This is a genomic window from Actinomadura sp. 7K534 (assembly GCF_004348575.1).
Lineage (GTDB): Bacteria > Actinomycetota > Actinomycetes > Streptosporangiales > Streptosporangiaceae > Spirillospora > Spirillospora livida.
The window spans coordinates 16,929-43,156 of sequence record NZ_SMKB01000011.1; the positions used below are offsets into that span (position 1 = coordinate 16,929).

At 68.8% G+C, this 26,228-nt stretch carries 23 protein-coding genes; 2 read left to right on the forward strand and 21 right to left on the reverse strand.

What is annotated here, in order from left to right; all coding sequences use genetic code 11:
- Positions 1 to 7: 7 nt before the first annotated feature.
- From rpsC to E1266_RS04385, 14 genes are all read right to left on the reverse strand, one after another.
- A complete protein-coding gene (gene rpsC / locus E1266_RS04320) occupies positions 8 to 862 on the reverse strand; it encodes a 30S ribosomal protein S3 (protein WP_132043945.1) in 855 nt (284 codons plus the stop codon).
- Complete coding sequence (gene rplV, locus E1266_RS04325) at positions 862 to 1,245, reverse strand: 50S ribosomal protein L22 (RefSeq protein WP_131983865.1); 384 nt, start codon at positions 1,243 to 1,245, stop codon at positions 862 to 864. The genes rpsC and rplV overlap by 1 nt, the downstream gene beginning before the upstream one ends.
- A 31-nt stretch (positions 1,246 to 1,276) precedes the next feature.
- Positions 1,277 to 1,558, reverse strand: coding sequence for a 30S ribosomal protein S19 (gene rpsS, locus E1266_RS04330; protein ID WP_067807019.1), 282 nt, complete (start codon positions 1,556 to 1,558; stop codon positions 1,277 to 1,279).
- 12 nt (positions 1,559 to 1,570) lie between these two features.
- On the reverse strand, positions 1,571 to 2,404 hold the full coding sequence (rplB, locus tag E1266_RS04335) for a 50S ribosomal protein L2 (RefSeq protein WP_132043947.1): 834 nt from the start codon (positions 2,402 to 2,404) through the stop codon (positions 1,571 to 1,573).
- Between the two features lie 41 nt (positions 2,405 to 2,445).
- A complete protein-coding gene (gene rplW / locus E1266_RS04340; RefSeq protein WP_132043949.1) occupies positions 2,446 to 2,745 on the reverse strand; it encodes a 50S ribosomal protein L23 in 300 nt (99 codons plus the stop codon).
- Between the two features lie 12 nt (positions 2,746 to 2,757).
- Positions 2,758 to 3,360 (reverse strand): 50S ribosomal protein L4, encoded by a 603-nt coding sequence (rplD, locus tag E1266_RS04345; protein WP_132043951.1) that lies wholly within the window; start codon positions 3,358 to 3,360, stop codon positions 2,758 to 2,760.
- Positions 3,357 to 4,007, reverse strand: a complete 651-nt coding sequence (rplC, locus tag E1266_RS04350) for a 50S ribosomal protein L3 (protein ID WP_132043953.1) — start codon at positions 4,005 to 4,007, stop codon at positions 3,357 to 3,359. The genes rplD and rplC overlap by 4 nt, the downstream gene beginning before the upstream one ends.
- Positions 4,008 to 4,022: 15 nt before the next feature.
- Entirely contained in the window at positions 4,023 to 4,331 is a 309-nt protein-coding gene (gene rpsJ / locus E1266_RS04355) for a 30S ribosomal protein S10 (RefSeq protein WP_018657599.1), read from the reverse strand.
- A 110-nt stretch (positions 4,332 to 4,441) separates the two neighbouring features.
- Positions 4,442 to 5,635, reverse strand: coding sequence for an elongation factor Tu (tuf, locus tag E1266_RS04360; protein WP_132043955.1), 1,194 nt, complete (start codon positions 5,633 to 5,635; stop codon positions 4,442 to 4,444).
- 81 nt (positions 5,636 to 5,716) lie between these two features.
- A complete protein-coding gene (gene fusA, locus E1266_RS04365; protein ID WP_132043957.1) occupies positions 5,717 to 7,828 on the reverse strand; it encodes an elongation factor G in 2,112 nt (703 codons plus the stop codon).
- Positions 7,829 to 7,869: 41 nt separating this feature from the next.
- On the reverse strand, positions 7,870 to 8,340 hold the full coding sequence (gene rpsG / locus E1266_RS04370; protein ID WP_021597494.1) for a 30S ribosomal protein S7: 471 nt from the start codon (positions 8,338 to 8,340) through the stop codon (positions 7,870 to 7,872).
- Positions 8,340 to 8,714 carry a 30S ribosomal protein S12 gene (rpsL, locus tag E1266_RS04375; protein ID WP_131952923.1) on the reverse strand — a complete coding sequence of 125 codons (375 nt, stop codon included), beginning with the start codon at positions 8,712 to 8,714 and terminating at the stop codon, positions 8,340 to 8,342. The genes rpsG and rpsL overlap by 1 nt, the downstream gene beginning before the upstream one ends.
- Positions 8,715 to 9,297: 583 nt before the next feature.
- Positions 9,298 to 10,731, reverse strand: coding sequence for a hypothetical protein (locus E1266_RS38720; RefSeq protein ID WP_207945412.1), 1,434 nt, complete (start codon positions 10,729 to 10,731; stop codon positions 9,298 to 9,300).
- Positions 10,732 to 10,973: 242 nt separating this feature from the next.
- Positions 10,974 to 11,954 (reverse strand): aldo/keto reductase, encoded by a 981-nt coding sequence (locus E1266_RS04385; protein ID WP_132043959.1) that lies wholly within the window; start codon positions 11,952 to 11,954, stop codon positions 10,974 to 10,976.
- A gap of 208 nt (positions 11,955 to 12,162) precedes the next feature.
- On the opposite strand from E1266_RS04385, the gene E1266_RS04390 reads away from it, so the two are divergent.
- Positions 12,163 to 12,588, forward strand: coding sequence for a hypothetical protein (locus tag E1266_RS04390; RefSeq protein WP_132043961.1), 426 nt, complete (start codon positions 12,163 to 12,165; stop codon positions 12,586 to 12,588).
- A gap of 186 nt (positions 12,589 to 12,774) precedes the next feature.
- Here the strand turns inward: E1266_RS04390 and E1266_RS04395 are convergent, their stop codons facing one another.
- The gene (locus tag E1266_RS04395; protein WP_132043963.1) at positions 12,775 to 13,017 is read right to left on the reverse strand and encodes a hypothetical protein; all 243 of its coding nucleotides are present in this window, start codon (positions 13,015 to 13,017) and stop codon (positions 12,775 to 12,777) included.
- Between the two features lie 186 nt (positions 13,018 to 13,203).
- Positions 13,204 to 14,223 (reverse strand): DNA polymerase IV, encoded by a 1,020-nt coding sequence (locus E1266_RS04400; protein ID WP_132043965.1) that lies wholly within the window; start codon positions 14,221 to 14,223, stop codon positions 13,204 to 13,206.
- Positions 14,224 to 14,503: 280 nt separating this feature from the next.
- Here E1266_RS04400 and E1266_RS04405 point away from each other — a divergent pair, with 280 nt between their 5' ends.
- Positions 14,504 to 15,241, forward strand: coding sequence for a PRC and DUF2382 domain-containing protein (locus tag E1266_RS04405; protein WP_243718221.1), 738 nt, complete (start codon positions 14,504 to 14,506; stop codon positions 15,239 to 15,241).
- A gap of 172 nt (positions 15,242 to 15,413) precedes the next feature.
- Here the strand turns inward: E1266_RS04405 and E1266_RS04410 are convergent, their stop codons facing one another.
- The 5 genes from E1266_RS04410 to E1266_RS04430 form a co-directional block, all read right to left on the reverse strand.
- Complete coding sequence (locus tag E1266_RS04410; RefSeq protein WP_132043969.1) at positions 15,414 to 16,661, reverse strand: Clp protease N-terminal domain-containing protein; 1,248 nt, start codon at positions 16,659 to 16,661, stop codon at positions 15,414 to 15,416.
- Between the two features lie 252 nt (positions 16,662 to 16,913).
- A complete protein-coding gene (locus E1266_RS04415; RefSeq protein ID WP_132043971.1) occupies positions 16,914 to 20,786 on the reverse strand; it encodes a DNA-directed RNA polymerase subunit beta' in 3,873 nt (1,290 codons plus the stop codon).
- A 20-nt stretch (positions 20,787 to 20,806) separates the two neighbouring features.
- Complete coding sequence (gene rpoB / locus E1266_RS04420; RefSeq protein ID WP_132043973.1) at positions 20,807 to 24,274, reverse strand: DNA-directed RNA polymerase subunit beta; 3,468 nt, start codon at positions 24,272 to 24,274, stop codon at positions 20,807 to 20,809.
- Positions 24,275 to 24,695: 421 nt separating this feature from the next.
- Complete coding sequence (locus tag E1266_RS37775) at positions 24,696 to 25,742, reverse strand: hypothetical protein (protein ID WP_165965926.1); 1,047 nt, start codon at positions 25,740 to 25,742, stop codon at positions 24,696 to 24,698.
- Positions 25,739 to 26,227 (reverse strand): hypothetical protein, encoded by a 489-nt coding sequence (locus E1266_RS04430; RefSeq protein ID WP_132043975.1) that lies wholly within the window; start codon positions 26,225 to 26,227, stop codon positions 25,739 to 25,741. The genes E1266_RS37775 and E1266_RS04430 overlap by 4 nt, the downstream gene beginning before the upstream one ends.
- Position 26,228 lies beyond the last annotated feature (1 nt).

A 26,228-nucleotide genomic window follows, 5' to 3' on the forward strand; every position in this document is an offset into this window, starting at 1 on the left:
GGGTTACTCAGCTCCCCTCACCCTGCGGAGCAGTCTCGGCCGTCTGCGCCGGCTGCTCGGAACTCTGCTGCTGCTTCGGGGCGCCGCCGCGCTCGCCGCCGCCACCGCCGCCGCGCTCGCCGCCGCGGCCGCCACGGCCACCGCGGCCACCGCCGCGCCGGTCGCCGCGCCGCTCACGGCCGCCACCGCCGCCGGCGGCACGCTGCTGCGCGGCCTGCTGCTCCCGCTCGGCGCGGGTCTGCGCGGCCTCGCCCTTGTAGATCCACACCTTGACGCCGATGCGGCCGAACGTCGTCCGGGCCTCGTAGAAGCCGTAGTCGATGTCGGCGCGCAGCGTGTGCAGCGGGACCTGGCCCTCGCGGTAGAACTCCGACCGCGACATCTCGGCGCCGCCGAGGCGGCCGCCGCACTGCACCTTGATGCCCTTGGCGCCCGACTTCATCGCCGACTGGATCGCCTTGCGCATGGCGCGGCGGAACGCGACCCGGCTGGACAGCTGCTCGGCCACGCCCTGCGCGACGAGCTGCGCGTCGATCTCGGGGTTCTTCACCTCGAGGATGTTCAGCCGGACCTGCTTGCCGGTCAGCTTCTCCAGGTCGCCGCGGAGGCGCTCGGCCTCCGCGCCGCGGCGGCCGATGACGATGCCCGGCCGGGCGGTGTGGATGTTGACCTCGACACGGTCACGGGTCCGCTCGATCTCCACCTTGGAGATGCCCGCCCGGTCCATGCCCTTCTGCAGCATGCGCCGGATCTGGACGTCTTCCTTGACGTAGTCCTTGTAGAGCTTGTCGGCGAACCACACGGACTTGTGGTCGGTGGTGATGCCGAGCCGGAACCCGTGCGGGTTGATCTTCTGACCCACTACCGGGCCCTCCTCGTCTTCTTACCGCCGCCGGCCGTCGACGCAGCTTCATCGCGCGACTCCACGACCACGGTGATGTGGCTCGTGCGCTTGTTGATGCGGTAGGCCCGGCCCTGGGCGCGGGGACGGAAACGCTTGAGCGTCGGCCCCTCGTCCACCCACGCACGGCTCACGACGAGCGTGTCCGAGTCGAGCTTGAAGTTGTGCTCGGCGTTGGCGATGGCACTCGCCAGCACCTTGCCCACCGGCTCACTCGCGGCCTGGGGGGCGAACCGCAGCACCGCCTGTGCCTCCGCGGCTGGCAGGCCGCGGATGAGGTCCACCACGCGGCGGGCCTTCATGGGCGTGACGCGGACGAACCGCGCCTGGGCCCTGGCTTCCATCGCTGTTCCCTCTCTCCGTACGATCTACTGCTCAGCCGCGCCTGCTGCGGCGGTCTTCCTTCACATGGCTGCGGAACGTGCGCGTCGGCGCGAACTCGCCGAGCTTGTGCCCCACCATCGCGTCGGTGATGAACACCGGGACGTGCTTGCGGCCGTCGTGCACGGCGATCGTGTGACCGATCATGTCCGGCACGATCATGGAGCGCCGCGACCACGTCTTGATGACGTTCTTGGTGCCCTTCTCGTTCTGCACGTCCACCTTCTTCATCAGGTGGTCGTCCACGAACGGGCCCTTCTTAAGGCTACGTGGCATGACGAGCGACTCCTACCGCTTCTTCTTGCTGCGACGACGGACGATCAGCCGGTCGCTCGACTTGTTCGCCTGTCGAGTGCGGCCTTCCTTCTTGCCGGCCGGGTTCACCGGGTGCCGACCACCGGAGGTCTTGCCCTCACCACCACCGTGCGGGTGGTCGATCGGGTTCATGGCCACGCCGCGGACGGTCGGGCGCTTGCCCTTCCACCGCATGCGGCCGGCCTTGCCCCAGCTGATGTTCGACTGCTCGGCGTTGCCGACCTCGCCGACCGTCGCGCGGCAGCGCACGTCCACCATCCGCATCTCGCCGGAGGGCATGCGCAGCGTGGCGTACTTGCCCTCCTTGGCCAGTAGCTGGACGCCGGCGCCCGCGCTGCGGGCGATCTTGGCGCCGCCGCCGGGCCGGAGCTCGATGGCGTGGATGACCGTACCGGTCGGGATGTTGCGCAGCGGCAGGCAGTTGCCCGGCTTGATGTCGGCGCCCGGCCCGTTCTCGACGCGGTCGCCCTGCTTGAGGCCGCGGGGAGCGAGGATGTAGCGCTTCTCGCCGTCCACGTAGTGCAGCAGCGCGATCCGCGCGGTGCGGTTCGGGTCGTACTCGATGTGCGCGACCTTCGCCGGGACGCCGTCCTTGTCGTGCCTGCGGAAGTCGATCACGCGGTAGGCGCGCTTGTGCCCGCCGCCCTGGTGCCGGGTCGTGATGCGGCCGTGGTTGTTGCGGCCGCCCTTCTTGGGGAGCGGACGCAGCAGCGACTTCTCCGGCTCGCTGCGCGTGATCTCGACGAAGTCGGCCACGCTGGAGCCGCGACGACCCGGAGTCGTCGGCTTGTAGTTACGGATGCCCATCTTATTCGTTCATCCCTTGTCTGTTCTCCGGTCGCCGGCCGTCAGGCCGTGCCGCCGAAGATGTCGATCCGCTCGCCCTCGGCAAGGCTGACGATGGCGCGCTTGGTGTCCTTGCGCTTCCCGTAGCCGAACCGCGTGCGCTTGCGCTTGCCCTGCCGGTTGAGCGTGTTCACGTTCGTCACCTTGACCCCGAACACCGCCTCGACGGCCTGCTTGATCTGCGTCTTGTTGGCGTCCGGGCGGACGATGAAGGTGTACTTGTTCTCGTCCAGCAGCCCGTAGCTCTTCTCCGAGACGACCGGCGCGATGATGACGTCGCGGGGGTCGGCGATCTTAGTCATGGCAGACCCTCCTTACTTCTTCGCCGCGCGCGAGATGAACTCGTCGTACGCCGCCTTCGTGAAGACGACGTCGTCGTTCACCAGCACGTCGTAGGTGTTGAGCTGGTCGGAGACGAGCACGTGCACGCTCGGCTCGTTGCGCAGGCTCTTCCAGGTCAGCTCGTCCTCGCGGTCCAGGACCACGAGCACGCGCTTGGCCTCGGTGATGTCGCGCAGGGCCTTGAGCGCCGTCTTCGTCTTGGGGGCGTCGCCCTCGATGAGGTTGTCGACCACGTGGATCCGGCCGTACCGGGCGCGGTCCGACAGGGCGCCGCGCAGCGCGGCGGCCTTCATCTTCTTGGGCGTCTTCTGGCCGTAGTCCCGCGGCTGCGGGCCGTGCACGGCGCCGCCGCCGGCGAACTGGGGCGCGCGGGTCGAGCCCTGCCGGGCCCGGCCGGTGCCCTTCTGCCGGTACGGCTTGCGGCCGCCGCCGCGGACCTCGCCGCGGGTCTTGGTCGAGTGCGTGCCCTGCCGCGCCGCGGCCAGCTGCGCCACCACGACCTGGTGGATCAGCGGCACGCTGGTCTTCGCGTCGAAGACCTCCGCGGGCAGGTCGATGTCGAGCTTGGTCGTCACTTGCCCGTCCCCTTCACTGCGTCGCGGACCAGCACCACGCCGCCGTTGGGACCGGGAACCGCGCCCTTGATCAGCAGCAGGTTCTTCTCCGCGTCGACGGCGTGGACGGTCAGGTTCTGCACGGTGGTGCGGGCGTTGCCGTGCCGTCCCGCCATGCGGAGGCCCTTGAAGACGCGACCGGGGGTCGCGCAGCCGCCGATCGAGCCGGGCGAGCGGTGCTTGCGCTGGGTGCCGTGCGAGGCGCCGAGGCCGTGGAAGCCGTGGCGCTTCATGACACCAGCGGTGCCCTTGCCCTTGCTCGTACCGGTGACGTCGATCTTCTGGCCGGCTTCGAAGACGCTGGCGGTGATCTCCTGGCCGAGTTCGTACTCGGTGGTGTCGTCGGCCCGCAGTTCGACGAGGTAGCGGCGCGGCGTGACGCCGGCCTTCTCGAAGTGACCCGTGCGCGGCTTGTTCACCTTGCGCGGGTCGATCTGCCCGAACCCGATCTGGACGGCGGTGTAGCCGTCCTTCTCCTGGTCGCGGATCTGGGTGACGACACACGGCCCGGCCTGGACGACGGTCACCGGAACGATCCGGCCCTCATCGTCGAAGACCTGGGTCATGCCGAGCTTCTCGCCCAGGACGCCCTTCCTCTGCTTACTCATCTCTCGGTGCGTCCCTTAGAGCTTGATCTCGATGTCGACGCCGGCGGGAAGGTCGAGCCGCATGAGCGAGTCGACCGTCTTGGGCGTCGGGTCGATGATGTCGATCAACCGCTTGTGCGTGCGCATCTCGAAGTGCTCGCGGCTGTCCTTGTACTTGTGCGGCGAGCGGATGACGCAGTACACGTTCTTCTCGGTCGGCAGCGGCACCGGGCCCGCGACCTTGGCGCCCGTCCGCGTCACCGTCTCAACGATCTTCTTCGCGGAGGTGTCGATGACCTCGTGGTCGTAGGCCTTGAGCCGGATGCGGATCTTCTGTCCCGCCATGGTGGCCTCGGTGTCCTTTGCTGTAGTGCCGCTGTTTTCTTCGGTGATCGTGGTGCGGCGGCCCGGCTTCGGGTTTCCCCGGCGGCCGGGCCGCCGCGACTACGAGCGTGTTACTTGATGATCTTGGTGACGCGACCCGAGCCGACGGTCCGGCCACCCTCGCGGATGGCGAACTTCAGGCCCTCCTCCATGGCGACCGGCTGGATCAGCTCGACCTTCATTTCGGTGTTGTCGCTCGGCATGACCATCTCGGTGCCCTCGGGGAGGGTGACGACGCCGGTCACGTCCGTGGTCCGGAAGTAGAACTGCGGACGGTAGTTGTTGAAGAACGGCGTGTGCCGCCCGCCCTCGTCCTTGGACAGGATGTAGACCTGAGCCTCGAACTCGGTGTGCGGGGTCGTGGTGCCCGGCTTGATGACGCACTGGCCGCGCTCGACGTCCTCGCGCTTGATGCCGCGCAGGAGCAGGCCGACGTTGTCGCCCGCCTGGCCCTGGTCGAGCAGCTTGCGAAACATCTCGACGCCGGTGACCGTGGTGGTCGTCGACTTCTCCTTGATGCCGATGATGTCGACGGTCTCGTTGACGTTGACGACACCGCGCTCGACGCGGCCGGTGACGACCGTGCCGCGGCCGGTGATCGAGAACACGTCCTCGATCGGCATCAGGAACGGCTTGTCGACGTCGCGCACCGGCTCCGGCACGTTCTCGTCGACGGCGGTCATCAGCTCGACGATCTTCTCGGACCACGCCTCGTCGCCCTGCAGCGCCTGGTAGGCGGAGACGCGGACGACCGGGAGGTCGTCACCCGGGAACTCGTACTCGGTGAGCAGCTCGCGGACCTCGAGCTCGACGAGCTCCAGGATCTCCTCGTCGTCCACCATGTCGCACTTGTTCAGCGCGACGACGATGTAGGGGACGCCGACCTGGCGGGCCAGGAGCACGTGCTCCTTGGTCTGCGGCATCGGGCCGTCGGTCGCGGCGACCACCAGGATGGCGCCGTCCATCTGCGCCGCACCGGTGATCATGTTCTTGATGTAGTCGGCGTGCCCCGGGCAGTCGACGTGCGCGTAGTGGCGGGCCTCGGTCTGGTACTCGACGTGCGAGATCGAGATCGTGATACCGCGCTCGCGCTCCTCCGGCGCCTTGTCGATGTCCTCGAACGGCGTGAAGGGGTTGAGGTCCGGGTACTTGTCGTGGAGCACCTTGGTGATCGCCGCGGTAAGCGTGGTCTTACCGTGGTCGATGTGTCCAATGGTGCCGATGTTCACGTGCGGCTTCGTCCGCTCGAACTTGGCCTTCGCCACTGGTTGCTCCTTGTTGCGATCCTCGGCCGTTAGACGACCGCTTCGATGTAGGTCCTGGTGATCTGAGGGCAGGCCCGGGTCTTATTCGCCCCGCGCCTTGGCGATGATCTCCTGCGCGACGTTCGTGGGAACCTCGGCGTAGGAGTCGAACTGCATGGTGAAGACAGCCCGGCCCTGGGTCTTGCTTCGCAGATCACCCACGTAGCCGAACATCTCGGACAGGGGCACGAGCGCCTTGATGACGCGCATGCCGTGCCGCTCGTCCATGGACTGGACCTGACCGCGGCGGCTGTTGAGGTCGCCGATCACGTCGCCCATGTTCTCCTCGGGCGTGGTGACCTCGACCGCCATCATCGGCTCCAGCAGCCTGGGGGACGCCTTGCGGGCGGCCTCCTTGAAAGCCATGGAACCGGCGACCTTGAACGCCATCTCCGAGGAGTCGACCTCGTGGTAGGCGCCGTCCTGCAGGGTGACCTTGACGCCCACCATCGGGTAGCCGGCGAGGACACCGAACTCCGCGGCCTCCTGGCAGCCCGCGTCGACCGACGGGATGTACTCCCGCGGGATGCGGCCACCGGTGACCTTGTTCTCGAACTCGTACGCGTCGGACCCGCCGCCGAGCGGCTCCAGGTCGATGATCACGCGGCCGAACTGGCCGGAGCCGCCCGTCTGCTTCTTGTGGGTGTACTCGACCTTCTGGACCTTCTTGCCGATCGTCTCGCGGTAGGCGACCTGCGGCTTGCCGACGTTCGCCTCGACCTTGAACTCGCGCTTCATCCGGTCGACGAGGATCTCCAGGTGGAGCTCGCCCATGCCCGAGATGACGGTCTGGCCGGTGTCCTCGTCCGTCCGGACCTGGAAGGACGGGTCCTCCTCGGCCAGCCGCTGGATCGCGGTGCCCAGCTTCTGCTGGTCGGCCTTGGTCTTCGGCTCGATCGCGACGGAGATGACCGGCGCCGGGAAGTTCATCGACTCCAGCACGATCGGGTTCTTGTCGTCGGAGAGCGTCTCACCGGTGGTGGTCTGCTTGAGGCCCATCACCGCGACGATGTCCCCGGCGCCCGCGCGCTCGATCTCGGTGCGCTTGTTGGCGTGCATCCGGTAGATCTTGCCGACGCGCTCCTTGCGCTCCTTGACGGAGTTCATCACGTTCGACCCGGACTCCAGCACGCCCGAGTAGACGCGCACGAAGGTCAGCTTGCCCAGGTGCGGGTCGCTCGCGATCTTGAACGCCAGCGCGGAGAACGGCTCGTCCTCGCTCGGCTTGCGCGTCAGCGCCTGCCCCTCGTCGCGGACGGCGTGGCCCTCGATGGCCTCGACGTCCAGCGGGGAGGGCAGGTACCGGACGATCGCGTCCAGGAGCGGCTGCACGCCCTTGTTCTTGAAGGCCGTGCCGCACAGCACCGGCGTGAGCTTGGCGGCGATCGTCGCGCGGCGGATGCCGGCGTAGAGCTGCTCCACGGTGGGCTCCTCGCCCTCCAGGTACAGCTCCATGATCTCGTCGTCGTTCTCGGCGAGCGTCTCGACCATCTTGTCGTGGTGCTCGCGCGCCGTGTCGGCGTGCGTCTCGGGGATGTCGACGATGTCGTACATCTCGCCGAGCTTGGCCTCTTCGTTCCAGACGAGGGCCTTCATCCGCACCAGGTCGATGACGCCCTTGAAGTCGGCCTCGGCGCCGATCGGCAGCTGCAGCGGCAGCGGCGTCGCGTTGAGCCGGTTCTCGATCATGTCGACGCAGCGGTGGAACTCCGCGCCGACACGGTCCAGCTTGTTGACGAAGCACATGCGGGGCACGTTGTACCGGTCGGCCTGGCGCCACACCGTCTCGGACTGGGGCTCCACGCCGGCGACACCGTCGAACACCGCGACGGCGCCGTCGAGCACCCGCAGGTTGCGCTCCACCTCGACGGTGAAGTCGACGTGCCCGGGGGTGTCGATGATGTTGATCGTGTGGTCGTCGTCGTCCACGGACCAGTGGCAGGTGGTGGCGGCGGAGGTGATGGTGATCCCCCGCTCCTGTTCCTGCTCCATCCAGTCCATGGTGGCAGCGCCGTCGTGGACCTCGCCGATCTTGTAGCTGATGCCCGTGTAGTACAGGATCCGCTCGGTCGTCGTGGTCTTGCCCGCGTCGATATGGGCCATGATCCCGATGTTGCGGACCTTGGCCAGGTCTACACCGGTTTTGGTAGCCACTGTCGTCCTCGCGTCGTCTCGTCGTTGCAGTTCCGCCGGGATTACCAGCGGTAGTGGGCGAAGGCCTTGTTGGACTCCGCCATCTTGTGCGTGTCCTCGCGCTTCTTGACAGACGCGCCAAGACCGTTGCTGGCGTCGAGCAGCTCGTTCATCAGCCGCTCGGTCATGGTCTTCTCGCGGCGCTGCCGGGCGTACACCACCAGCCACCGCAGGGCGAGCGTGGTGCTGCGGGCCGGCCGCACCTCGACGGGGACCTGGTAGGTCGCGCCGCCGACGCGGCGGCTGCGGACCTCCAGGGTGGGCTTGACGTTGTCCAGCGCGCGCTTGAGCGTGACGACCGGGTCGTTGCCGGTCTTCTCGCGGGCGCCCTCGAGGGCGTCGTACACGATGCTCTGCGCGATCGAGCGCTTGCCGTCCAGGAGAATCTTGTTGATGAGCGCGGTGACCAGCGGCGAGTTGTACACCGGGTCAGCGATCAGCTGGCGCTTGCCAGCGGGGCCCTTGCGCGGCATCAGCTCTTCTCCTTCTTCGCGCCGTACTTGCTGCGCGCCTGCTTGCGGTTGCGAACGCCCTGGGTGTCGAGCGAACCGCGGATGATCTTGTAGCGAACACCCGGGAGGTCCTTCACACGTCCGCCGCGCACGAGCACGATCGAGTGCTCCTGGAGGTTGTGCCCGACACCGGGGATGTAGGCCGTGACCTCGATCCCGCTGGTCAGCCGGACACGGGCGACCTTGCGCAGCGCGGAGTTCGGCTTCTTGGGCGTCGTGGTGTAGACGCGCGTGCAGACGCCCCGCCGCTGGGGGCTCTCCTTCAGCGCGGGCGTCTTGTTCTTGGTCACCTTGTCCGTCCGGCCCTTTCGGACCAGCTGCTGGATCGTGGGCACCGCGTCTCCGTCTTCCTCGTACCAAGCCGGTAAGTCTTCATCGCTGCAATCACCACCTCAGGCGAGGCTGTGACCTGCCGGTTTCCCGACCTCTCCGACCCACGCGGTCGGGCGTGTCGCCGCCTCACGGAAGTACAACCGCGCGAAACCGACACAGACCGCCCGGCCCAAAAGGGGCCGAATCAAGCCGGGGAGTTGAATCTCTTCCACCCGGCGTCCCGGCGGCCGAGACCACCAAGCCCACCGACGACGGAAAAGACCCATTGGATGCGGCGCTGGGGCTGGCCTGACTGGACCTCGCCGACGCACACGCATAGCCACCCGCACACAGCGGGCACAAGTGAAGAGGTTACCGACCGCCGAGCCAAAGTGCAAAATGAGGAGCGCACTACAGCGGGCCGCCGTCCGGCGCAAGCCCGCGAGGCCTCGAACGCCTTGTATCCCCGGGATTTTCAACGCCCGGGCGCCCGCGGATGTTCCCGCCGGTGAGGCGGGAAGACCCGTCGGCATTGTGTCCTACGTCCCCGCGGTTGGGGAAGAGTTGAACCGGCTTTTACGCCGGTCCAAAAGGTCCAACCGGTCGCTACAGGACGAAGGCCACGACCACCACCACGAGGATGACCACCACGGCGACGGCTCCGCAGATGAGCAGGAGCATGTTCTTGCCGCCCTTGCCCTTGCCATCCTCGCCCGTCCCGTAGGCGGGCTGCTGGCCGTACTGTCCCTGCTGACCATACTGCGCGGGCTGGCCGGGCTGGCCATAGGCCTGCTGCTGACCGTACTGCTGCTGGCCCTGGGCCTGGCCGGGCTGCTCGCCGGGCTGGCCGTACTGCTGCTGGCCGTACCCCTGCTGCTGCGCCTGCTGGCCGTAGGGCTGCTGCTGCCCGTACTGCTGCTGCTCACCGGGCTGGCCGGGCTGGGCGCCGTACTGCTCCGGCTGGCCGAAGCCGCGCTGCGCCTCGGGCTGGCCGAAGCCCTGCTGCTGCCCGTACTGCTGGCCACCCTGCTGCTGGGCCTGGCCGCCCCACTGCTGCTGGCCGATGTCCATCCGGGTGTGCTCGGCCATGCCCTGCGGCTCGGCCGCCCCCGGCGACTCGGTACGGCCCTGGGACGGGTCGAACACCTCGGTCGCCCGCGAGTCCTCCGCGCCGCCGGCCTCGGCCGGGGGACGGTACAGGTCCTCCACCGGGTTGCCGGTCGGCTGCGAGCCCGCGCCGTACCCGGACTCGGGCGGCGGCACCATCATCGTCCGCTCGCTGTCGACCTGGCCGGGCCGGCCCGGCTGACCGGGCCGGGCGCCGCCGGGCTGCGACGACTCCGGCGACCACGGCTCGGGCGTGGACGGCGGCGTCGGCGCCTGCCACGGCTCGGCCGGCGGCTCCTGCTTGCGCTCGGGGCCGGTCGCGACCGGGATGTCGGTGCCGGGCGACCAGTGCAGCGTCGCCTGGTCGTCCACGACGGGCCGCTGCCGCTCGCCCTCCGGCGCGGCCGCGCCGGGACCGGGGACGATGAGCGTGCGGTCCTCCTGCGACTGCTCGGGCTGCTGCGGCTGTTCGGCGGACTGACCGCCGTACGGGGGCTGCGCCGCGGGCGGCTGCCCGTACTGCGGCTGCTCCTGCGGGCTGCCGTGCACCGGCTGCTGCGGGTACCCGGGCTGCTGCCCGTACGGCGGCGGCTGCTGGCCGTACTGGGGCTGCTCCGGCTGCTGGCCGTAACCGGGCTGGGGCTGCCCGTACTGCGGCTGCTCGCCCGGCGGGGCCGAGGGCTGCTCGCCGTACTGCTGGATCGGCTGCTCGACCATCGTGGGCGGCGGCGGAGGCGGGGCCTGGCGCTCGTCCTCGCGCGGCTCCTGCCGCTGCTCCGGCGGCGGGGTGCCGCCCAGCTGCGGAGCGCCGAACACCACGGTCCGGTCGCCCATCGGCCGGGCGGGGGGCTCCTGGCCCTCCGGCGGCCTGGGCTGGCCCTCGTCCTCCGGCAACGGCCGCTGCGGTCCCTGCGTGCCGTCATTCTCGGTCATCGTCGGGCTCCTTCAGCGCCGTCGTCCCGGGACTCCCCCGGCTCCCGGAAGTTCAGAAGCGCGCGGCGCATAACACGGCCTCCGAACCTTGTCACCCATGCCCCCACGTGGCGATCTCACCATGCGCGGGCGTTTCCGATCCCAGACTGCCCCGACCGCCAGCGGTATCGCAAATCACCATCTGTAGACGCAGGCCGCGCCCGGAACGTTCAGCTCCCGGCGGTACCGGCTTGCGCGTCCTGTCAGGAATGCCCGAGAACGGGGTGCGGGCGGTACGGCGCCTCCAGCCGCGCGACCTCCCCGTCCTCCAGCGTCAGGCCCTCCGCGGCGACCGCGTCCTCCACATGGGCGAGTTTCGTCGCACCCACGATCGGGGCCGTCACCCCGGGCTTGCCGAGCAACCACGCTAGGGCCACCTGCGCGGCCGGCACACCGCGCTCCTTGGCGACCTCGCGAACGGCGTCGACCACGTCGAAGTCGGCCGCTGTATAGAGGGTGTCGCCGAAGGCGTCGTTCTTGGACCGGAGGGTCTTGCGCTCGCCGTCCCGCTCCCGGTTCCCGGCCAGCAGCCCGCGCGCGAGCGGGCTCCACGGAATCATCCCCACGCCCTGGTCGAGGCAGAGCGGCACCATCTCCCGCTCCTCCTCCCGATAGACGAGGTTGTAGTGGTTCTGCATCGCCACGAACTTCGTCCAGCCTCGGGCCTCGGCGACGTGCTGCGCCTTGGCGAACTGCCACGCGTACATGCTGGACGCGCCAATGTAGCGGGCCTTGCCCGACTTCACGACGTCGTGCAGGGCCTCCATGGTCTCCTCGATGGGTGTCTCGTAGTCCCACCGGTGGATTTGGTAGAGATCCACGTAGTCGGTGCCTAGCCGCCGCAACGAGTCTTCGATGCTCGCCAGCACGTGCTTGCGGGACAGGCCCCGGTCGTTCGGCCCCTCCCCCATGGGCATGTAGACCTTGGTGGCCAGGACGTAGTCGTCCCGCCGGGTGAAGAGCCTCCGGAGCAGTCTTCCGGTGATCTCCTCGCTCACCCCCAGCGAGTACGCGTCGGCGGTGTCGAAGAAGGTCACGCCCTCCTCCACGGCCCGCCGGACGATCGGCTCCGCCGCGTCTTCCCTTAGCGTCCACGCGCGGACGGCCGGGTCGCCGTAGCTCATCATCCCCAGGCAGATCCGCGAGACCTTCAGACCTGTCGTACCGAGGCGCACCTGTTCCATACCCGCTCCTCTCAACCCATTCCTGTCAGCCCTTTTCCACGGTGCCCGCCGGCTCCGGCGATCACCACCCCTCCGCGGCGAGTGCCACATATATCCCAAAAGTTGAACAAAAGGCACTTTGGCGTGGTTTGCAGCTTTGCTCGGAGAGGGCACTCCATCGGGACGGGAGTCAGCGGCACGTCCACGCCGCCGAAGGGGGAGGGACTCGATGACTACCAAGACGACCCATCCGTCCACCTCAGGGTCGACACGGGCACGGCTGACATCGGGGTGGCTGACCTTCGCCGGCACGATCGCCCTGGTGGTCGGCACGTTCAACATCATCGCCGGACTGGTCGCGCTGCTCGACGACGAGTACTACCTCGTCGGCCAGAACCAGATCCTGATCTTCGACTACACCACGTGGGGCTGGTTCTGGCTCGCTCTGGGCATCGTCCAGGTCGCGGTCGGTGCGGGGATCGTGGCGGGCAGGATGTGGGCGCGCGTGGTCGGCGTCATCGGCGCCGTCCTGGCGGCGATCGGGCACCTGGCGTTCCTGCAGGCGTTCCCGATCTGGTCGGTGCTGACCATCGCCCTGTGCGTGCTCCTGATCTACGCGCTCACCGCGCCGCCGACCGGCAGCCGGGCCGCCTGAACCCGGTTCCCTCCGGCCGGGGACGGTCGTCCTGCGGGACAGGATCGGCCCTGGCCTGGTCGGCCCGGGGGGCGGCGAAGAGGCGCCGGCGTCCCCTACCGGCTCCACCACCACGCAGCAGAATCTTCCACCCGGGGAACTCCATGGGCCCGTCCATCCGGACGGGCCCATGGTGGGTGTGCGGGGTCAATTGAAGGCTCGGCACTCCACGGTGGCGCGGCGTTCGGTCATGCCCTGCTGCGTCGCCGCGGTCACGCACTCCTGTTGCTTCTGAGTGAGTTCGGGCTGGCCGCACTCGGTGACGCTGGAGTAGGTGCGGCAGTCCTGGCGCGCGGGCTCGGGCTGGGAACCCTGGGCGGCCGTGGCACCGCCCACCCCGGTGAACCCGACGGCCGCGGCGATCAAGGCACCGGTCATGACCTTCTTCACGTGCTTCTCCCCCCGTCGTGCACATCGGCCAACGGGGCTCATCCTGCCCGGGGCCTCCGGCGAACAAACGCCCTCAAACTTCAAATAAAACGACCAAATGCCCAGGTCAGCGAGGGTAGCGGTGGGATTGCCGGTGCCGTGGTGTCCTCCGGGCTACTGGACGACGCCCGTGAGCCGGTCCGGCGGTCAGCGGGCGAACTCGGCGCGGACGCCGAGGAGGCGCACCGGCCGCCGGCCGGTGAACGCGCCGAGCGCGGCGAGGGCGGCCTCCTCGATCCGGTCCGCATCGGTCGCCGGGGTCTTCAGCGTCCGGCCGTGCGTCCGGGTGGTGAACGGCGCGTACCGGACCTTCACGATGACGCGGCCGACTTTCCTCCCGTCACCGGCGGCGTCGCGCGCGACCTGCCGCGCCAGCCGGGCGACCTCGCGGCGGACCTCATCCCAATCGCCCAGATCGTGCTGGTACGTGGTCTCCCTGCCGCGGGAGCGCGGGACGTGCGGCGCATCGCTCACCGGCGAGTTGTCACGGCCCTGGGCGAGCAGCACCAGCCAGGGGCCGATCGTGGGGCCGACCTCCCGGGCGAGGACGTGCGGATCGGCCGCCGCGAGCTCACCGACCGTGCCGATGCCCAGCCCTTCCAAGCGCTTGGCGGTCTTGGCCCCGATGCCCCACAGGGCATCCACCGGCCGGTCGCCGAGCACCTCGAACCAGGTCTCCCCGGTGATCCGGAAGATCCCGGCGGGCTTGCCGAAGCCGGTCGCCAGCTTCGCCTGGAGCTTGTTCTCCCCGATGCCCACCGTGCACTCCAGCCCCGTCGCCGCGCGCACCCGGTCGCGGATCTGCCCGGCCAGCGCCTCCGGATCGCCGTCGAACGCCAGGAACGCCTCGTCCCAGCCGAGTACCTCGACCACGACGCCGAACCCCCGCAAGGTCGCCATGACCTGGGCCGAGACGTCCTCGTAGAGCTCCCTGTCCACGGGCAGGAAGACGGCGTCCGGACATCGCCGGGCCGCCGTCCGGAGCGGCTGCCCGGAGTGGACGCCGCAGGCCCGGGCCTCGTAGGACCCCGTGCTGACCACGCCGCGCTTCGTCGGATCGCCGTCACCCCCGACGACGACCGGCCGCCCGCGAAGCTCCGGATGCCGCAGCACCTCGACGGCGGCGATGAACTGGTCCAGATCCACATGCAGGACCCAACGAGCCACGCCCCCATTGTCCCTCTACCAGCACGAACAGTGCTCGGGCGGGGACCGTCGCCCGCGCCGGGTGCGCCGGTGGCCGGCGTCCGACCGCGCGTCCCCAGACCGGCGAGGCGGCAGCGCGACACCGACAAAGCGCTGCATTGTTCCCGACAGGCCGGAAAATGTGAGCAAATCAGCCTTTAGTTGAATTTGCCCTAGAAGAGACATTCTTTCGCTTTCTGGTGGTAGAGGTGCAAGGGCCAAAGAAAGGATGCACATGCTTACCAATGAACAAATTCCTCAGGTGTTGGACCACCCGCTCTACGACGAGGGCGGTAGCAAGGTCGGCGACGTCAAGCACGTCTTCCTCGACGACGAGACCGGGCGTCCCGAGTGGCTGGGCATCCAGACCGGACTGCTCGGCAACAAGGAGACCTTCGTCCCGACCAGCGGAGCCGAGTGGGTTTCCGACCATGTCGAGGCGGAGTACGAGAAGGACTTCATCAAGCAGGCACCCCACGTGGACGTCGAGGCCGGGCACATATCGGCGGACGAGGAGGAGCAGCTGTACCACTACTACGGCATTGAGCCGGGCGGAAGGCGCGCCCCCGCACAGCCCGGGGAAGCGGCGCCGGAGCGGGGACGTGAGCCCGACGATGCGATGACCCGCTCTGAGGAGCGGCTCCACGTCCACAAGGAGACCCGGGAGAGCGGCCGGGCCAGACTGCGCAAGTACGTGGTCACCGAAGAGCAGGAGATGACCGTCCCGGTCAGCCACGAAGAGGTCCGCGTCGAGCGTGAGCCGATCACCGAGAAGAACCGGGACGCGGCGATGCGCGGATCGGAGATCACCGAGGCCGAGCACGAGGTCACCCTGCACGAGGAGCGGCCGGTGGTGTCCAAGGAGACCACTCCGGTGGAGCGCGTGCGGGCCAGCAAGGAGACCGTCACCGAAGAGGAGACCGTCGGCGGCGAGGTCCGCAAGGAGCGCATCGAGATGGAAGAGGAGGACACAAGACGGCAAGGCCGCCGCGAGCGGTGACCCGTCTCCCGCCCCGGGCCGACCGGGCGGTCCGGGGCGGCTCGCGGATACCTCGCACCCCGCGGCGCCCCGAAGGCCGCGGCGGAAGTGGTGGACGGCCTCCTCAAGCACCGCATGTACCCGTCCCACCTGGTGAGTCGGCGTCTAGTCGCGTCTTGCGCTCAGGCTGCCCTCAGCATTGTTCGTCCGATGTTCCGAGGTCGGCGGCTTCGAGGAGCTGGAGGACTTCGGATCGGAGAGCGGCGGGGTCGGCGCCGAGCTCGCGAAGCAGTCGTGCCGCAGGGCCCGCCGGGTCCGCCAGCAGTTCCGCGAGCAGGTGGGTGGTGCCCGCGAAAGGGTGGCCGAGGCGATGCGCGGACAGGCTGGCCAGGCGTAACGCGGACAGCGCCGTGCGACCTTGGACGGCGTCGCTCACCGGCGCCGATGGCAATGACGGCCAGCCCTCGGTCGGCACGCCGGTCAGGTCGTGCTCGGCATCGTCCGGCGCGGGCTCCAGCCGGACCACCGCCGCCCACGCATCCGGACCCGGACGGAGACCGTGTGCGGCAAGGATCAGGCCGGCCTGGTTCCATCGGCCGAGCTCACCCGTCAGTTGTATGTCGGCCTCGTCGAGCTGCCAGTGCAGGTCGATCACGCTGAACAGGACGTGAGCGGCCGTGACGACGCCGTGGCCGGTCTGCAGGGCCTTGCTGACAGCGTCGCCATCTATCCAAACCAGCATCGGGTGGCCGTAGCGGGCACCGTGCTGACGAAAAGGACGCTGGAGCCCACGGAGGAGCCACCACGCCATGGCCCGCTTGCCCCAACGCGACGACCGTGACCCGGAACCGGGAGGCTGCCCGGAAAGGTCCAGGGCGCCCACCGCCCACGGCGTCTGGCGGTTGTCGTCGTGCCACAGGTCCAGGCCCAGCTCGATGCGTCGCAGGTCCTCATCAGGGACCCAGCGTGTCAGTGACTCGGCGGCCGGGCAGGGAAGCCTCAGCAGGGCCGCCACGAGGTGATGCGGCTCGGCGTATCCGTGCTCCTCGTCCGCGGCCGCGGCGATCGCGTCGTGCACGGCGTACCGGACGGCGGGCGAGAACACCGGCACCGCGCGGCCTTTGCGGCGGTGGTCCGATCCCCCGGAGGAGGCCGCCTGTCCCAGTTGCACGGCGGCTCGGTATGCCACCTCCCGCCCGAAGACCGACTCCCACTCCGTCGAAGGCGGCGGCGGATCGGTCTGCGCGGCCGCACCCCGCCAGCCGGCGTTGTCCACCAGCGGACGCAGGAGTGAACGTCTATCGGAAGTCATGAGGCTGAGTGCCGTGCAGTGCAGGACGAGCTCCGTCCCGATCTCATCGACGCCCGCACGGCACGCACGCCGGTAGGCCCAATAGAGGGCCACCCGGAACGACCCGCTCGCCGGTTCGACCATCGGCATCTCCGATCCCTCCAGCGGACCGTAACCGCTCCAGAGATTCGCCACCGGGTCTTATGACTCATTCGCGCCAGCGAAACTCGCCCTCGTCCTGCACCGACCTTCACGGGCTCCTCTAGTACTTCGGCGGTCATGCGGGGCGGGTTCGGCGCGGCTCAGCTCCTCGCGCTCGCCGTCCGCGCCTGCCAGTCCCGGAGAACGGCGAAGGCCGCCGCCCGCGTGATGCGGACGGCGGCCTTCGCGCGTGGTGCGGACTTAGCGGTTGTACTGGCCGAAGTCGTACTCCTCCAGCGGCACGGCCTCGCCGGAGCCCTGCCCGAAGGCGTACTCGGCGCCGTCGTCGTAGGAGCCGACGGAGTACACCGCCGCCTTCGCCTCCTCGGTCGGCTCGACCCGGACGTTGCGGTACTGCGGCATGCCGGTACCGGCCGGGATGAGCTTGCCGATGATGACGTTCTCCTTGAGGCCGAGCAGCGGGTCGCTCTTGGCGTGCATCGCCGCCTCGGTGAGCACCCGGGTCGTCTCCTGGAAGGACGCCGCCGACAGCCACGACTCGGTCGCGAGCGAGGCCTTGGTGATGCCCATCAGGACGGGGCGGCCGGCGGCGGGCACGCCGCCCTCGGCCACGACGCTCCGGTTCGTCTCCTCGAAGATCGGCCGCTCGACCAGGTCGCCCGGCAGCAGCTCGGTGTCGCCCGACTCGAGGATGTTCACCCGCTTCAGCATCTGGCGGACGATGATCTCGATGTGCTTGTCGTGGATCGACACGCCCTGCGACCGGTAGACCTCCTGGACCTCCTGGACCAGGTGGAGCTGCACGGCGCGGGGACCGAGGATGCGCAGCACCTCGTGCGGGTTGATGGCGCCCGCGATGAGCTGCTGGCCGACGTCGACGCGCTCGCCCTCCCGGACCAGGAGGCGGGACCGCATCGGCACCGGGTAGGCGATCTCGTCGGAGCCGTCGTCGGGGACGACGACGACCTTCCGCGACTTCTCCGTCTCGTCGATCTTGACGGTCCCGGCGACCTCGCTGATCGGGGCGACGCCCTTGGGGATGCGCGCCTCGAACAGCTCCTGGACACGCGGCAGACCGTGCGTGATGTCGCCGCCCGCCACACCGCCGGTGTGGAAGGTGCGCATCGTCAGCTGCGTGCCGGGCTCGCCGATGGACTGCGCGGCGATGATGCCGACGGCCTCACCGACGTCCACCCGCTTGCCGGTGGCCAGCGAACGGCCGTAGCAGGCGGCGCAGACACCGATCTTGGCCTCGCAGACCAGGGCGCTGCGGGTGCGGACCTTGTCCACGCCCGCCTCGACCAGGCGCGACACGACCGCGTCGGACAGGTCGGTGTCGGCCGGGAAGATGACCGTCCCGTCGACGACGACGTCCTCGGCGATCGTGCGGCCGACCAGGCTGGTCTCCGAGGTGGCCAGCTTGACCAGCGAGCCGTCCGGCATCTTGTCGGCGACCTCGAACGGGATCGTGCGGTCGGTGCCGCAGTCGATCTCGCGGACGATGACGTCCTGCGCGACGTCCACCAGGCGCCGGGTCAGGTAACCCGAGTCGGCGGTGCGCAGCGCGGTGTCGGCCAGGCCCTTGCGGGCGCCGTGCGTCGAGATGAAGTACTCGACGACCGACAGGCCCTCGCGGAACGACGACTTGATCGGACGCGGGATGGTCTCGCCCTTGGGGTTGGAGACCAGGCCGCGCATGCCGGCGATCTGGCGGAGCTGGAGCGGGTTGCCGCGGGCACCCGACTGGATCATCATCCAGATCGGGTTGTCCTTCGGGAACGCCTCCTCCATGTCCACCGCGACGTCCGCGGTGGCCTTGTTCCAGATCTCGATGAGCTCCTGCTTGCGCTCGTCGTCGGTGATCAGGCCGCGGTTGAACTCCCGCTGCACCTTCTCCGCGCGCTGCTCGTAGCCGCCCAGGATCTCCGCCTTGTTCGGCGGAGCGAGGACGTCGTCGATCGCGATCGTGACACCGGACCTGGTCGCCCAGTGGAAACCGGTGCCCTTCAGCGCGTCGAGCGAGTTCGCGACCTCGACCTTCGGGTACGTCTCCGCCAGCTCGTTGACGATGGCCGACAGCTGCTTCTTGCCGATCTCGTCGTCGACGAACGGGAAGTCGTCCGGCAGCGTCTCGTTGAACATGGCGCGGCCGAGCGTGGTCTCCAGCCGGTACGGCTGGCCCGGCTCGTAGCCCTCCGGGGCGATCCAGTCGCGCGGCGGCGGGATGTCCTTCAGCCGCAGGCTGATCTTGGCCTGCAGGTCCAGCTCACCCCGGTCGTACGCCATGATCGCCTCGGCGGCCGACCCGAACGCGCGTCCCTCGCCCGCGGCCCCGTCCTTGAGCGTCGTCAGCCAGTACAGGCCGATGACCATGTCCTGGGTGGGCATGGTGACGGGCTTGCCGTCCGACGGCTTCAGGATGTTGTTCGTCGACAGCATCAGGATGCGCGCCTCGGCCTGGGCCTCGGCCGACAGCGGCAGGTGCACGGCCATCTGGTCGCCGTCGAAGTCCGCGTTGAACGCGGTGCAGACGAGCGGGTGGATCTGGATGGCCTTGCCCTCGACCAGCTGCGGCTCGAACGCCTGGATGCCGAGGCGGTGCAGGGTCGGCGCCCGGTTCAGCAGGACCGGGTGCTCGGTGATGACCTCTTCCAGCACGTCCCACACGACCGGGCGGGCCCGCTCGACCATCCGCTTGGCGGACTTGATGTTCTGCGCGTGGTTGAGGTCGACGAGCCGCTTCATCACGAACGGCTTGAACAGCTCCAGCGCCATCTGCTTGGGCAGGCCGCACTGGTGCAGCTTCAGCTGCGGGCCGACCACGATGACCGAACGGCCGGAGTAGTCGACGCGCTTGCCCAGCAGGTTCTGCCGGAACCGGCCCTGCTTGCCCTTGAGCATGTCGGACAGCGACTTCAGCGGGCGGTTGCCCGGCCCGGTGACCGGGCGGCCGCGGCGGCCGTTGTCGAACAGCGCGTCGACGGCCTCCTGCAGCATCCGCTTCTCGTTGTTGACGATGATCTCGGGCGCGCCCAGGTCGAGCAGGCGCTTGAGCCGGTTGTTCCGGTTGATGACGCGGCGGTACAGGTCGTTCAGGTCGGACGTCGCGAAACGGCCGCCGTCGAGCTGCACCATCGGACGCAGGTCCGGCGGGATCACCGGGATGCAGTCCAGCACCATGCCGAGCGGGCTGTTGCGGGTGTTCAGGAACGCCGAGACGACCTTCAGCCGCTTGAGGGCGCGGGCCTTCTTCTGGCCCTTGCCCGTGCGGATGACGTCGCGCAGCTTCTCGGCCTCGGCGTCGAGGTCGAAGTTCTGCAGCCGCGCCTGGATGGCCGCGGCGCCCATGCCGCCCTCGAAGTACTTGCCGAACCGGTCGCGCATCTCGCGGTAGAGCAGCTCGTCGCCCTCCAGGTCCTGGACCTTGAGGTTCTTGAAGCGGCTCCAGACCTCGTCGAGGCGGTCGAGCTCGCGCTGCGCGCGGTCGCGCAGCTGCTTCATCTCCCGCTCGGCGCCGTCGCGCACCTTGCGCTTCTGGTCGGCCTTCGCGCCGGCCTCCTCCAGCTCCGCCAGGTCGCCCTCCAGCTTCTGCTGGCGGGCCTCGACCTGCGCGTCGCGGGCCTGCTCGATCTGCTGGCGCTCCACGGAGATGTGGGCCTCCAGCGTCGGCAGGTCGCGGTCGCGCCGCTCGGCGTCCACGCTGGTGATCATGTAGGCCGCGAAGTAGATGATCTTCTCGAGATCCTTCGGGGCCAGGTCCAGCAGGTAGCCGAGGCGGGACGGGACGCCCTTGAAGTACCAGATGTGCGTGACCGGGGCGGCCAGCTCGATGTGGCCCATCCGCTCACGGCGCACCTTGGCGCGGGTCACCTCGACGCCGCACCGCTCGCAGATGATGCCCTTGAACCGGACGCGCTTGTACTTACCGCAGTAGCACTCCCAGTCGCGGGTAGGACCGAAGATCTTCTCGCAGAAGAGCCCGTCCTTCTCCGGCTTCAGGGTCCGGTAGTTGATCGTCTCCGGCTTCTTCACCTCGCCGTGCGACCACTGGCGGATATCGTCGGCGGTCGCCAGACCGATGCGAAGCTCGTCGAAGAAGTTGACGTCAAGCAACAGTTTTCCCCTTGAGTTGATCAGACCTCTTCGACACTGCTCGGCTCACGCCGGGACAGGTCGATGCCGAGCTCCTCCGCAGCACGGAAGACGTCCTCGTCGGTGTCGCGCATCTCGATGGACATGCCGTCGCTGGAGAGCACCTCGACGTTCAGGCACAGCGACTGCATCTCCTTGATGAGCACCTTGAAGGACTCGGGAATGCCGGGCTCGGGGATGTTCTCGCCCTTGACGATGGCCTCGTACACCTTCACGCGGCCGAGGACGTCGTCGGACTTGATGGTCAGCAGCTCCTGCAGGGCGTAGGCGGCGCCGTACGCCTCCAGCGCCCACACCTCCATCTCACCGAAGCGCTGCCCGCCGAACTGGGCCTTACCGCCGAGCGGCTGCTGGGTGATCATGGAGTAGGGACCGGTCGACCGCGCGTGGATCTTGTCGTCGACCAGGTGGAGCAGCTTGAGGATGTAGATGTAGCCGACCGAGATCGGGTCCTTGTACGGCTCGCCGGTGCGGCCGTCGAACAGCCTCGCCTTGCCGCCCGGGCCGACCAGCCGGTCGCCGTCGCGGTTCGGCAGGGTGGACTCGATCAGGCCGGTGACGTCGCTCTCCTGAGCACCGTCGAACACCGGGGTCGCGGTGTTGGTCCACGGGTCGGCCTCATCGGCGCCGATCGCCTTGAGCGCCCGCTTCCAGTCCGCGTCGTCTCCCTCGATCTTCCAGCCGCGGGAGGCGACCCAGCCGAGGTGGGTCTCCAGGACCTGGCCCACGTTCATGCGCCCGGGGACGCCCAGCGGGTTCAGGACGATGTCGACCGGCGTGCCGTCCTCCAGGAACGGCATGTCCTCGACGGGGAGCACCTTGGAGATGACGCCCTTGTTGCCGTGCCGGCCGGCGAGCTTGTCACCGTCGGTGATCTTGCGCTTCTGCGCGACGTACACCCGGACCAGCTCGTTCACGCCGGGCGGGAGCTCGTCGCCCTCGTCGCGGGAGAACACCCGGACGCCGATGACCTTGCCCTGCTCGCCGTGCGGCACCTTCAGCGAGGTGTCGCGGACCTCGCGCGCCTTCTCACCGAAGATCGCGCGCAGCAGCCGCTCCTCCGGGGTCAGCTCGGTCTCGCCCTTGGGCGTGACCTTGCCGACCAGGATGTCGCCGGGGACGACGTCGGCGCCGATGCGGATGATGCCGCGCTCGTCGAGGTCGGCCAGGACCTCCTCGGAGACGTTCGGGATGTCCCGGGTGATCTCCTCGGGGCCCAGCTTGGTGTCGCGGGCGTCGACCTCGTGCTCCTCGATGTGGATCGAGGACAGGACGTCGTCCTGCACGAGGCGCTGGGACAGGATGATGGCGTCCTCGTAGTTGTGGCCCTCCCACGGCATGAACGCCACGAGGAGGTTCTTGCCAAGCGCCATCTCGCCCTGGTCGGTGCACGGGCCGTCGGCGATGACCTGCCCGAGCTCGACCCGGGCGCCCTCCTCGACGATCGGCTTCTGGTTGAAGCAGGTGCCCTGGTTCGACCGCTTGAACTTGGCGACGCGGTAGGTCGTCCGCGTGCCGTCGTCGTTCATGACGGTGACGTAGTCGGCGGAGACCTCCTCGACGACGCCGGCCTTCTCGGCCGTGATGACGTCGCCGGCGTCGGTCGCGGCGCGGTACTCCATGCCGGTGCCGACCAGCGGCGCCTCGCTGCGCAGCAGCGGGACGGACTGGCGCTGCATGTTGGAGCCCATCAGCGCGCGGTTGGCGTCGTCGTGCTCCAGGAACGGGATCATCGCGGTGGCGACGGAGGTCATCTGCCGCGCCGAGACGTCCATGTACTGGACGTCGCGGGCGGGCACGAGCTCGACCTCGGCGCCCTTCTTGCGGACCAGCACGCGATCGTCGACGAACGTGCCGTCGTCGTTGATCAGCGAGTTGGCCTGCGCGATGATGTAGCGGTCCTCCTCGTCGGCGGTCAGGTAGTCGATCTCGTCGGTGACGATGCCGTCGGTGACGCGCCGGTACGGGGTCTCGACGAACCCGAACGGGTTGACCCGGCCGTACGCCGCGAGCGAGCCGATCAGGCCGATGTTCGGGCCTTCCGGCGTCTCGATCGGGCACATGCGGCCGTAGTGGGACGGGTGGACGTCGCGGACCTCCATGCCCGCCCGCTCGCGCGACAGACCACCGGGGCCCAGCGCGGACAGCCGCCGCTTGTGCGTCAGCCCGGCCAGGGGGTTGGTCTGGTCCATGAACTGCGACAGCTGGCTGGTGCCGAAGAACTCCTTGATGGAGGCGACGACCGGCCGGATGTTGATCAGGGTCTGCGGCGTAATGGCCTCGACGTCCTGGGTGGTCATCCGCTCGCGGACGACGCGCTCCATGCGCGCCAGGCCGAGCCGGACCTGGTTCTGGATCAGCTCGCCCACGGTGCGCAGGCGCCGGTTGCCGAAGTGGTCGATGTCGTCGACCTCGATCGGGACCGGGACCGCGCCGAGGGTGGCCTCCTCCTCGCCGGCGTGCAGCCGCACCAGGTAGTCGATCGTCGCGACGATGTCGTCCTCGGTGAGGGTGCCCTGGTTCATGTCCAGGTCGAGGCCGAGCTTCTTGTTGATCTTGTAGCGGCCGACCTTGGCGACGTCGTAGCGCTTCGGGTTGAAGTACAGGTTCTCCAGCAGCGTCTGCGCGGACTCGCGCGTCGGCGGCTCACCCGGGCGCAGCTTGCGGTAGATGTCGAGGAGTGCGTCGTCCTGGCCGGAGGTGTGGTCCTTCTCCAGCGTGACGTTGATCGACTCGTAGGAGCCGAAGCGCTCGCGGATGCGGGCCTCGTCCCAGCCGAGCGCCTTGAGCAGCACGGTCACCGGCTGCTTGCGCTTGCGGTCGATGCGCACGCCGACGTTGTCGCGCTTGTCGATCTCGAACTCGAGCCAGGCGCCGCGGCTCGGGATGACCCGGCAGCCGTAGATGTCCTTGTCGGACGCCTTGTCGAGCGCCCGGTCGAAGTACACGCCGGGCGATCGGACGAGCTGGGAGACGACCACCCGCTCGGTGCCGTTGATGATGAAGGTGCCCTTCGGGGTCATGAGCGGGAAGTCGCCCATGAACACCGTCTGGCTCTTGATCTCACCGGTGGTGTTGTTGATGAACTCCGCCGTGACGAACATCGGGGCGGAGTAGGTCATGTCCTTGTCCTTGCACTCCTCCACGGAGTACTTGGGCGGCTCGAACCGGTGGTCGCGGAACGACAGCGACATGGTTCCGGAGAAGTCCTCGATCGGACTGATCTCTTCGAAGATCTCCTCCAGCCCCGACTGGGTCGGGACGCTCTTACTTCCGGCCTTCTGGGCCGCCTCGACCCGGGCCTTCCACCTCTCGTTGCCCAGCAGCCAGTCAAAGGAGTTGGTCTGCAGAGCAAGGAGGTCCGGGACTTCGAGCGGCTCCTTGATGCGCGCGAAGGAGACGCGGTTCGGACCGGTTGCGGTATTCGAGGCGTTGCGCGAGGCTGCCAAGAGTGGTCCTTCCGAGGGCTCGCGGCGTAACTGGTGACACGCACGCCAGACGATCCACGACCGAGACCTGCACAAAGGGGTCCAAAAGGGACCACGGCAGGGGTGCTCTCAGCAGCGGATAGTCAGAGGGCAGCGCAAAGGGGCAGTGTAGCCGACTGGTACACCGCTCGCAACTCTAGCGCCGCAGTATGCATCACGTTGCCATGGAGCATCGCTCCTCAACGCCTCTCAGTCAAGAGCGGACTTGGACTTTTCGGCCCCTGACCTGCAGTGAGGAAGGCCATAGTTTAAGGCCTCCGCGCGGGTGGGCCGACGGGCCCCGGGAAGCGGCGAACGGCCGCCCCCGGAGGGGACGGCCGTTCGGTGTTCCCAGGTCGTCCGGCGAACGCCTCGGCGGTCGCGGACCGGTGACCGGGACGGGTCAGGAGATCACGTCGACGTCCTGGGCCAGCCACTTGCCGCCGGTCTCGACCATCGTCATCTTCAGGCGCAGCGACTCGGGGAGGCGCTGGGTCTCGTCGTCCTTGGTGGCCGACGTGCGGTTCGCGTAGACGAGGACGACGACCTTGTCGGGGGTGGCGCTGACGACGCCCGTCTTGAGCACCGTCGTGGTTCCGACGAGCTGCTGCTGGGTCGCGTTCGCCTTGAAGGAGGGCATCTCCTTCTCGTAGTCGCTGCGCAGCTTCCCGGTGGTCATGTCGGCGGCCGTCTTCATGTCGGCGTCGATGGTCCGGAAGTCGTAGGACGACAGCGCCTTGGCGGCCTTGGAGGCGGCCCACGCGCCCTCCCGGCCGGCGGCCTCGACGGCGTTCTGCTCGCGGTCCTTGAGGTACAGCATCGTGGCCGCGGTGCCGAAGGCGATGACGAGGACGGCCAGGACGGCGATAACCGTGTACCCGGAGCGGGTGGCGCCGCCGCGGGCGCCCCCGTCTTCGTCGTCTTCTTCGTCGTCGTCCGCCTCGGCGGCGGCCGGCTTCTTCAGCTTGATCGGCTTGGCGGGCTTGGCGGGCTTCTTCGGCTTCTCGGCTTCGACGGCCTCTTCTTCTTCGGCGTCGTCGTCAGCGTCGTCGTCTTCAGCGTCGGCGTCGGCGTCCAGGTCGACGGAGGATTCCTCGTCGAGGACGTCCTCGTCGGCTTCCGGGTCGTCCACGTCGGCCACAGATGCCCGTGCGGGCTCTGAGGTCTCCTCTGCCGCGTCGGCATCGCCGTCGGGGGTCTCAGAGGCTTCCGGGGCCTTTTTGGCGCGACGGGGCTTCTCAGACGTTCTGCCGGCCTTCTTCGGCTCGGGCTCGTCCGCGGCGGCGGCGTCCGCGGCCTCCTGGGCCAGCCGGGCCGCCTCCCTCGCCTTGGCGGCGGCCTCCTCGGCGAGGCGGGCGGCCTCGGCGGCCTCCTCGGCCTTGCGCGCCTTGTCGTCCGCGGCGTTCTCGTTCTTCCGTGCGGAGCGCTTGCCCCGGCCGAGCATGGTCACGGGACCACCTCCAGTTCGGACACGAGCCACCGGTCATCGACCCGGGTGAGATCCATCAGGTACCTGTAGGCGCGCGCCGCGCCGTCCTTCACCTTGGGGTTGGTGACCGTCCCGTTGAGGGACACCATCACTTCGGCGGAGTCGTCGTCGATGGAGACGACACCGGCCTCGACCTGGTCGACGCTCGACTTGGCCTGGGTCTTGCTGAGCTGGTCCAGGAGCTGCTTCGACTGAGTGCTGAGCTTGTTCTTCAGCTCGCCGGTGGTGCCGGCGACGATCCGGTCGAGGTCCTTCTGGGCGGTCTCGTAGTTGAGCGACATCAGGTTGACGCCCATCTGCCGCGCCGCCTGCGTCGCCTTTGCGCGCTCGTCGGCGTCGTTCTTGCCCTGCCAGGTGCGCGCGCCGAGCACGCCGGTGGCGACGACCAGCGCGACGACGAGCACGCCCAGGACGATCGTGGTGATCTGGGGCCAGCGGCGCCTCATC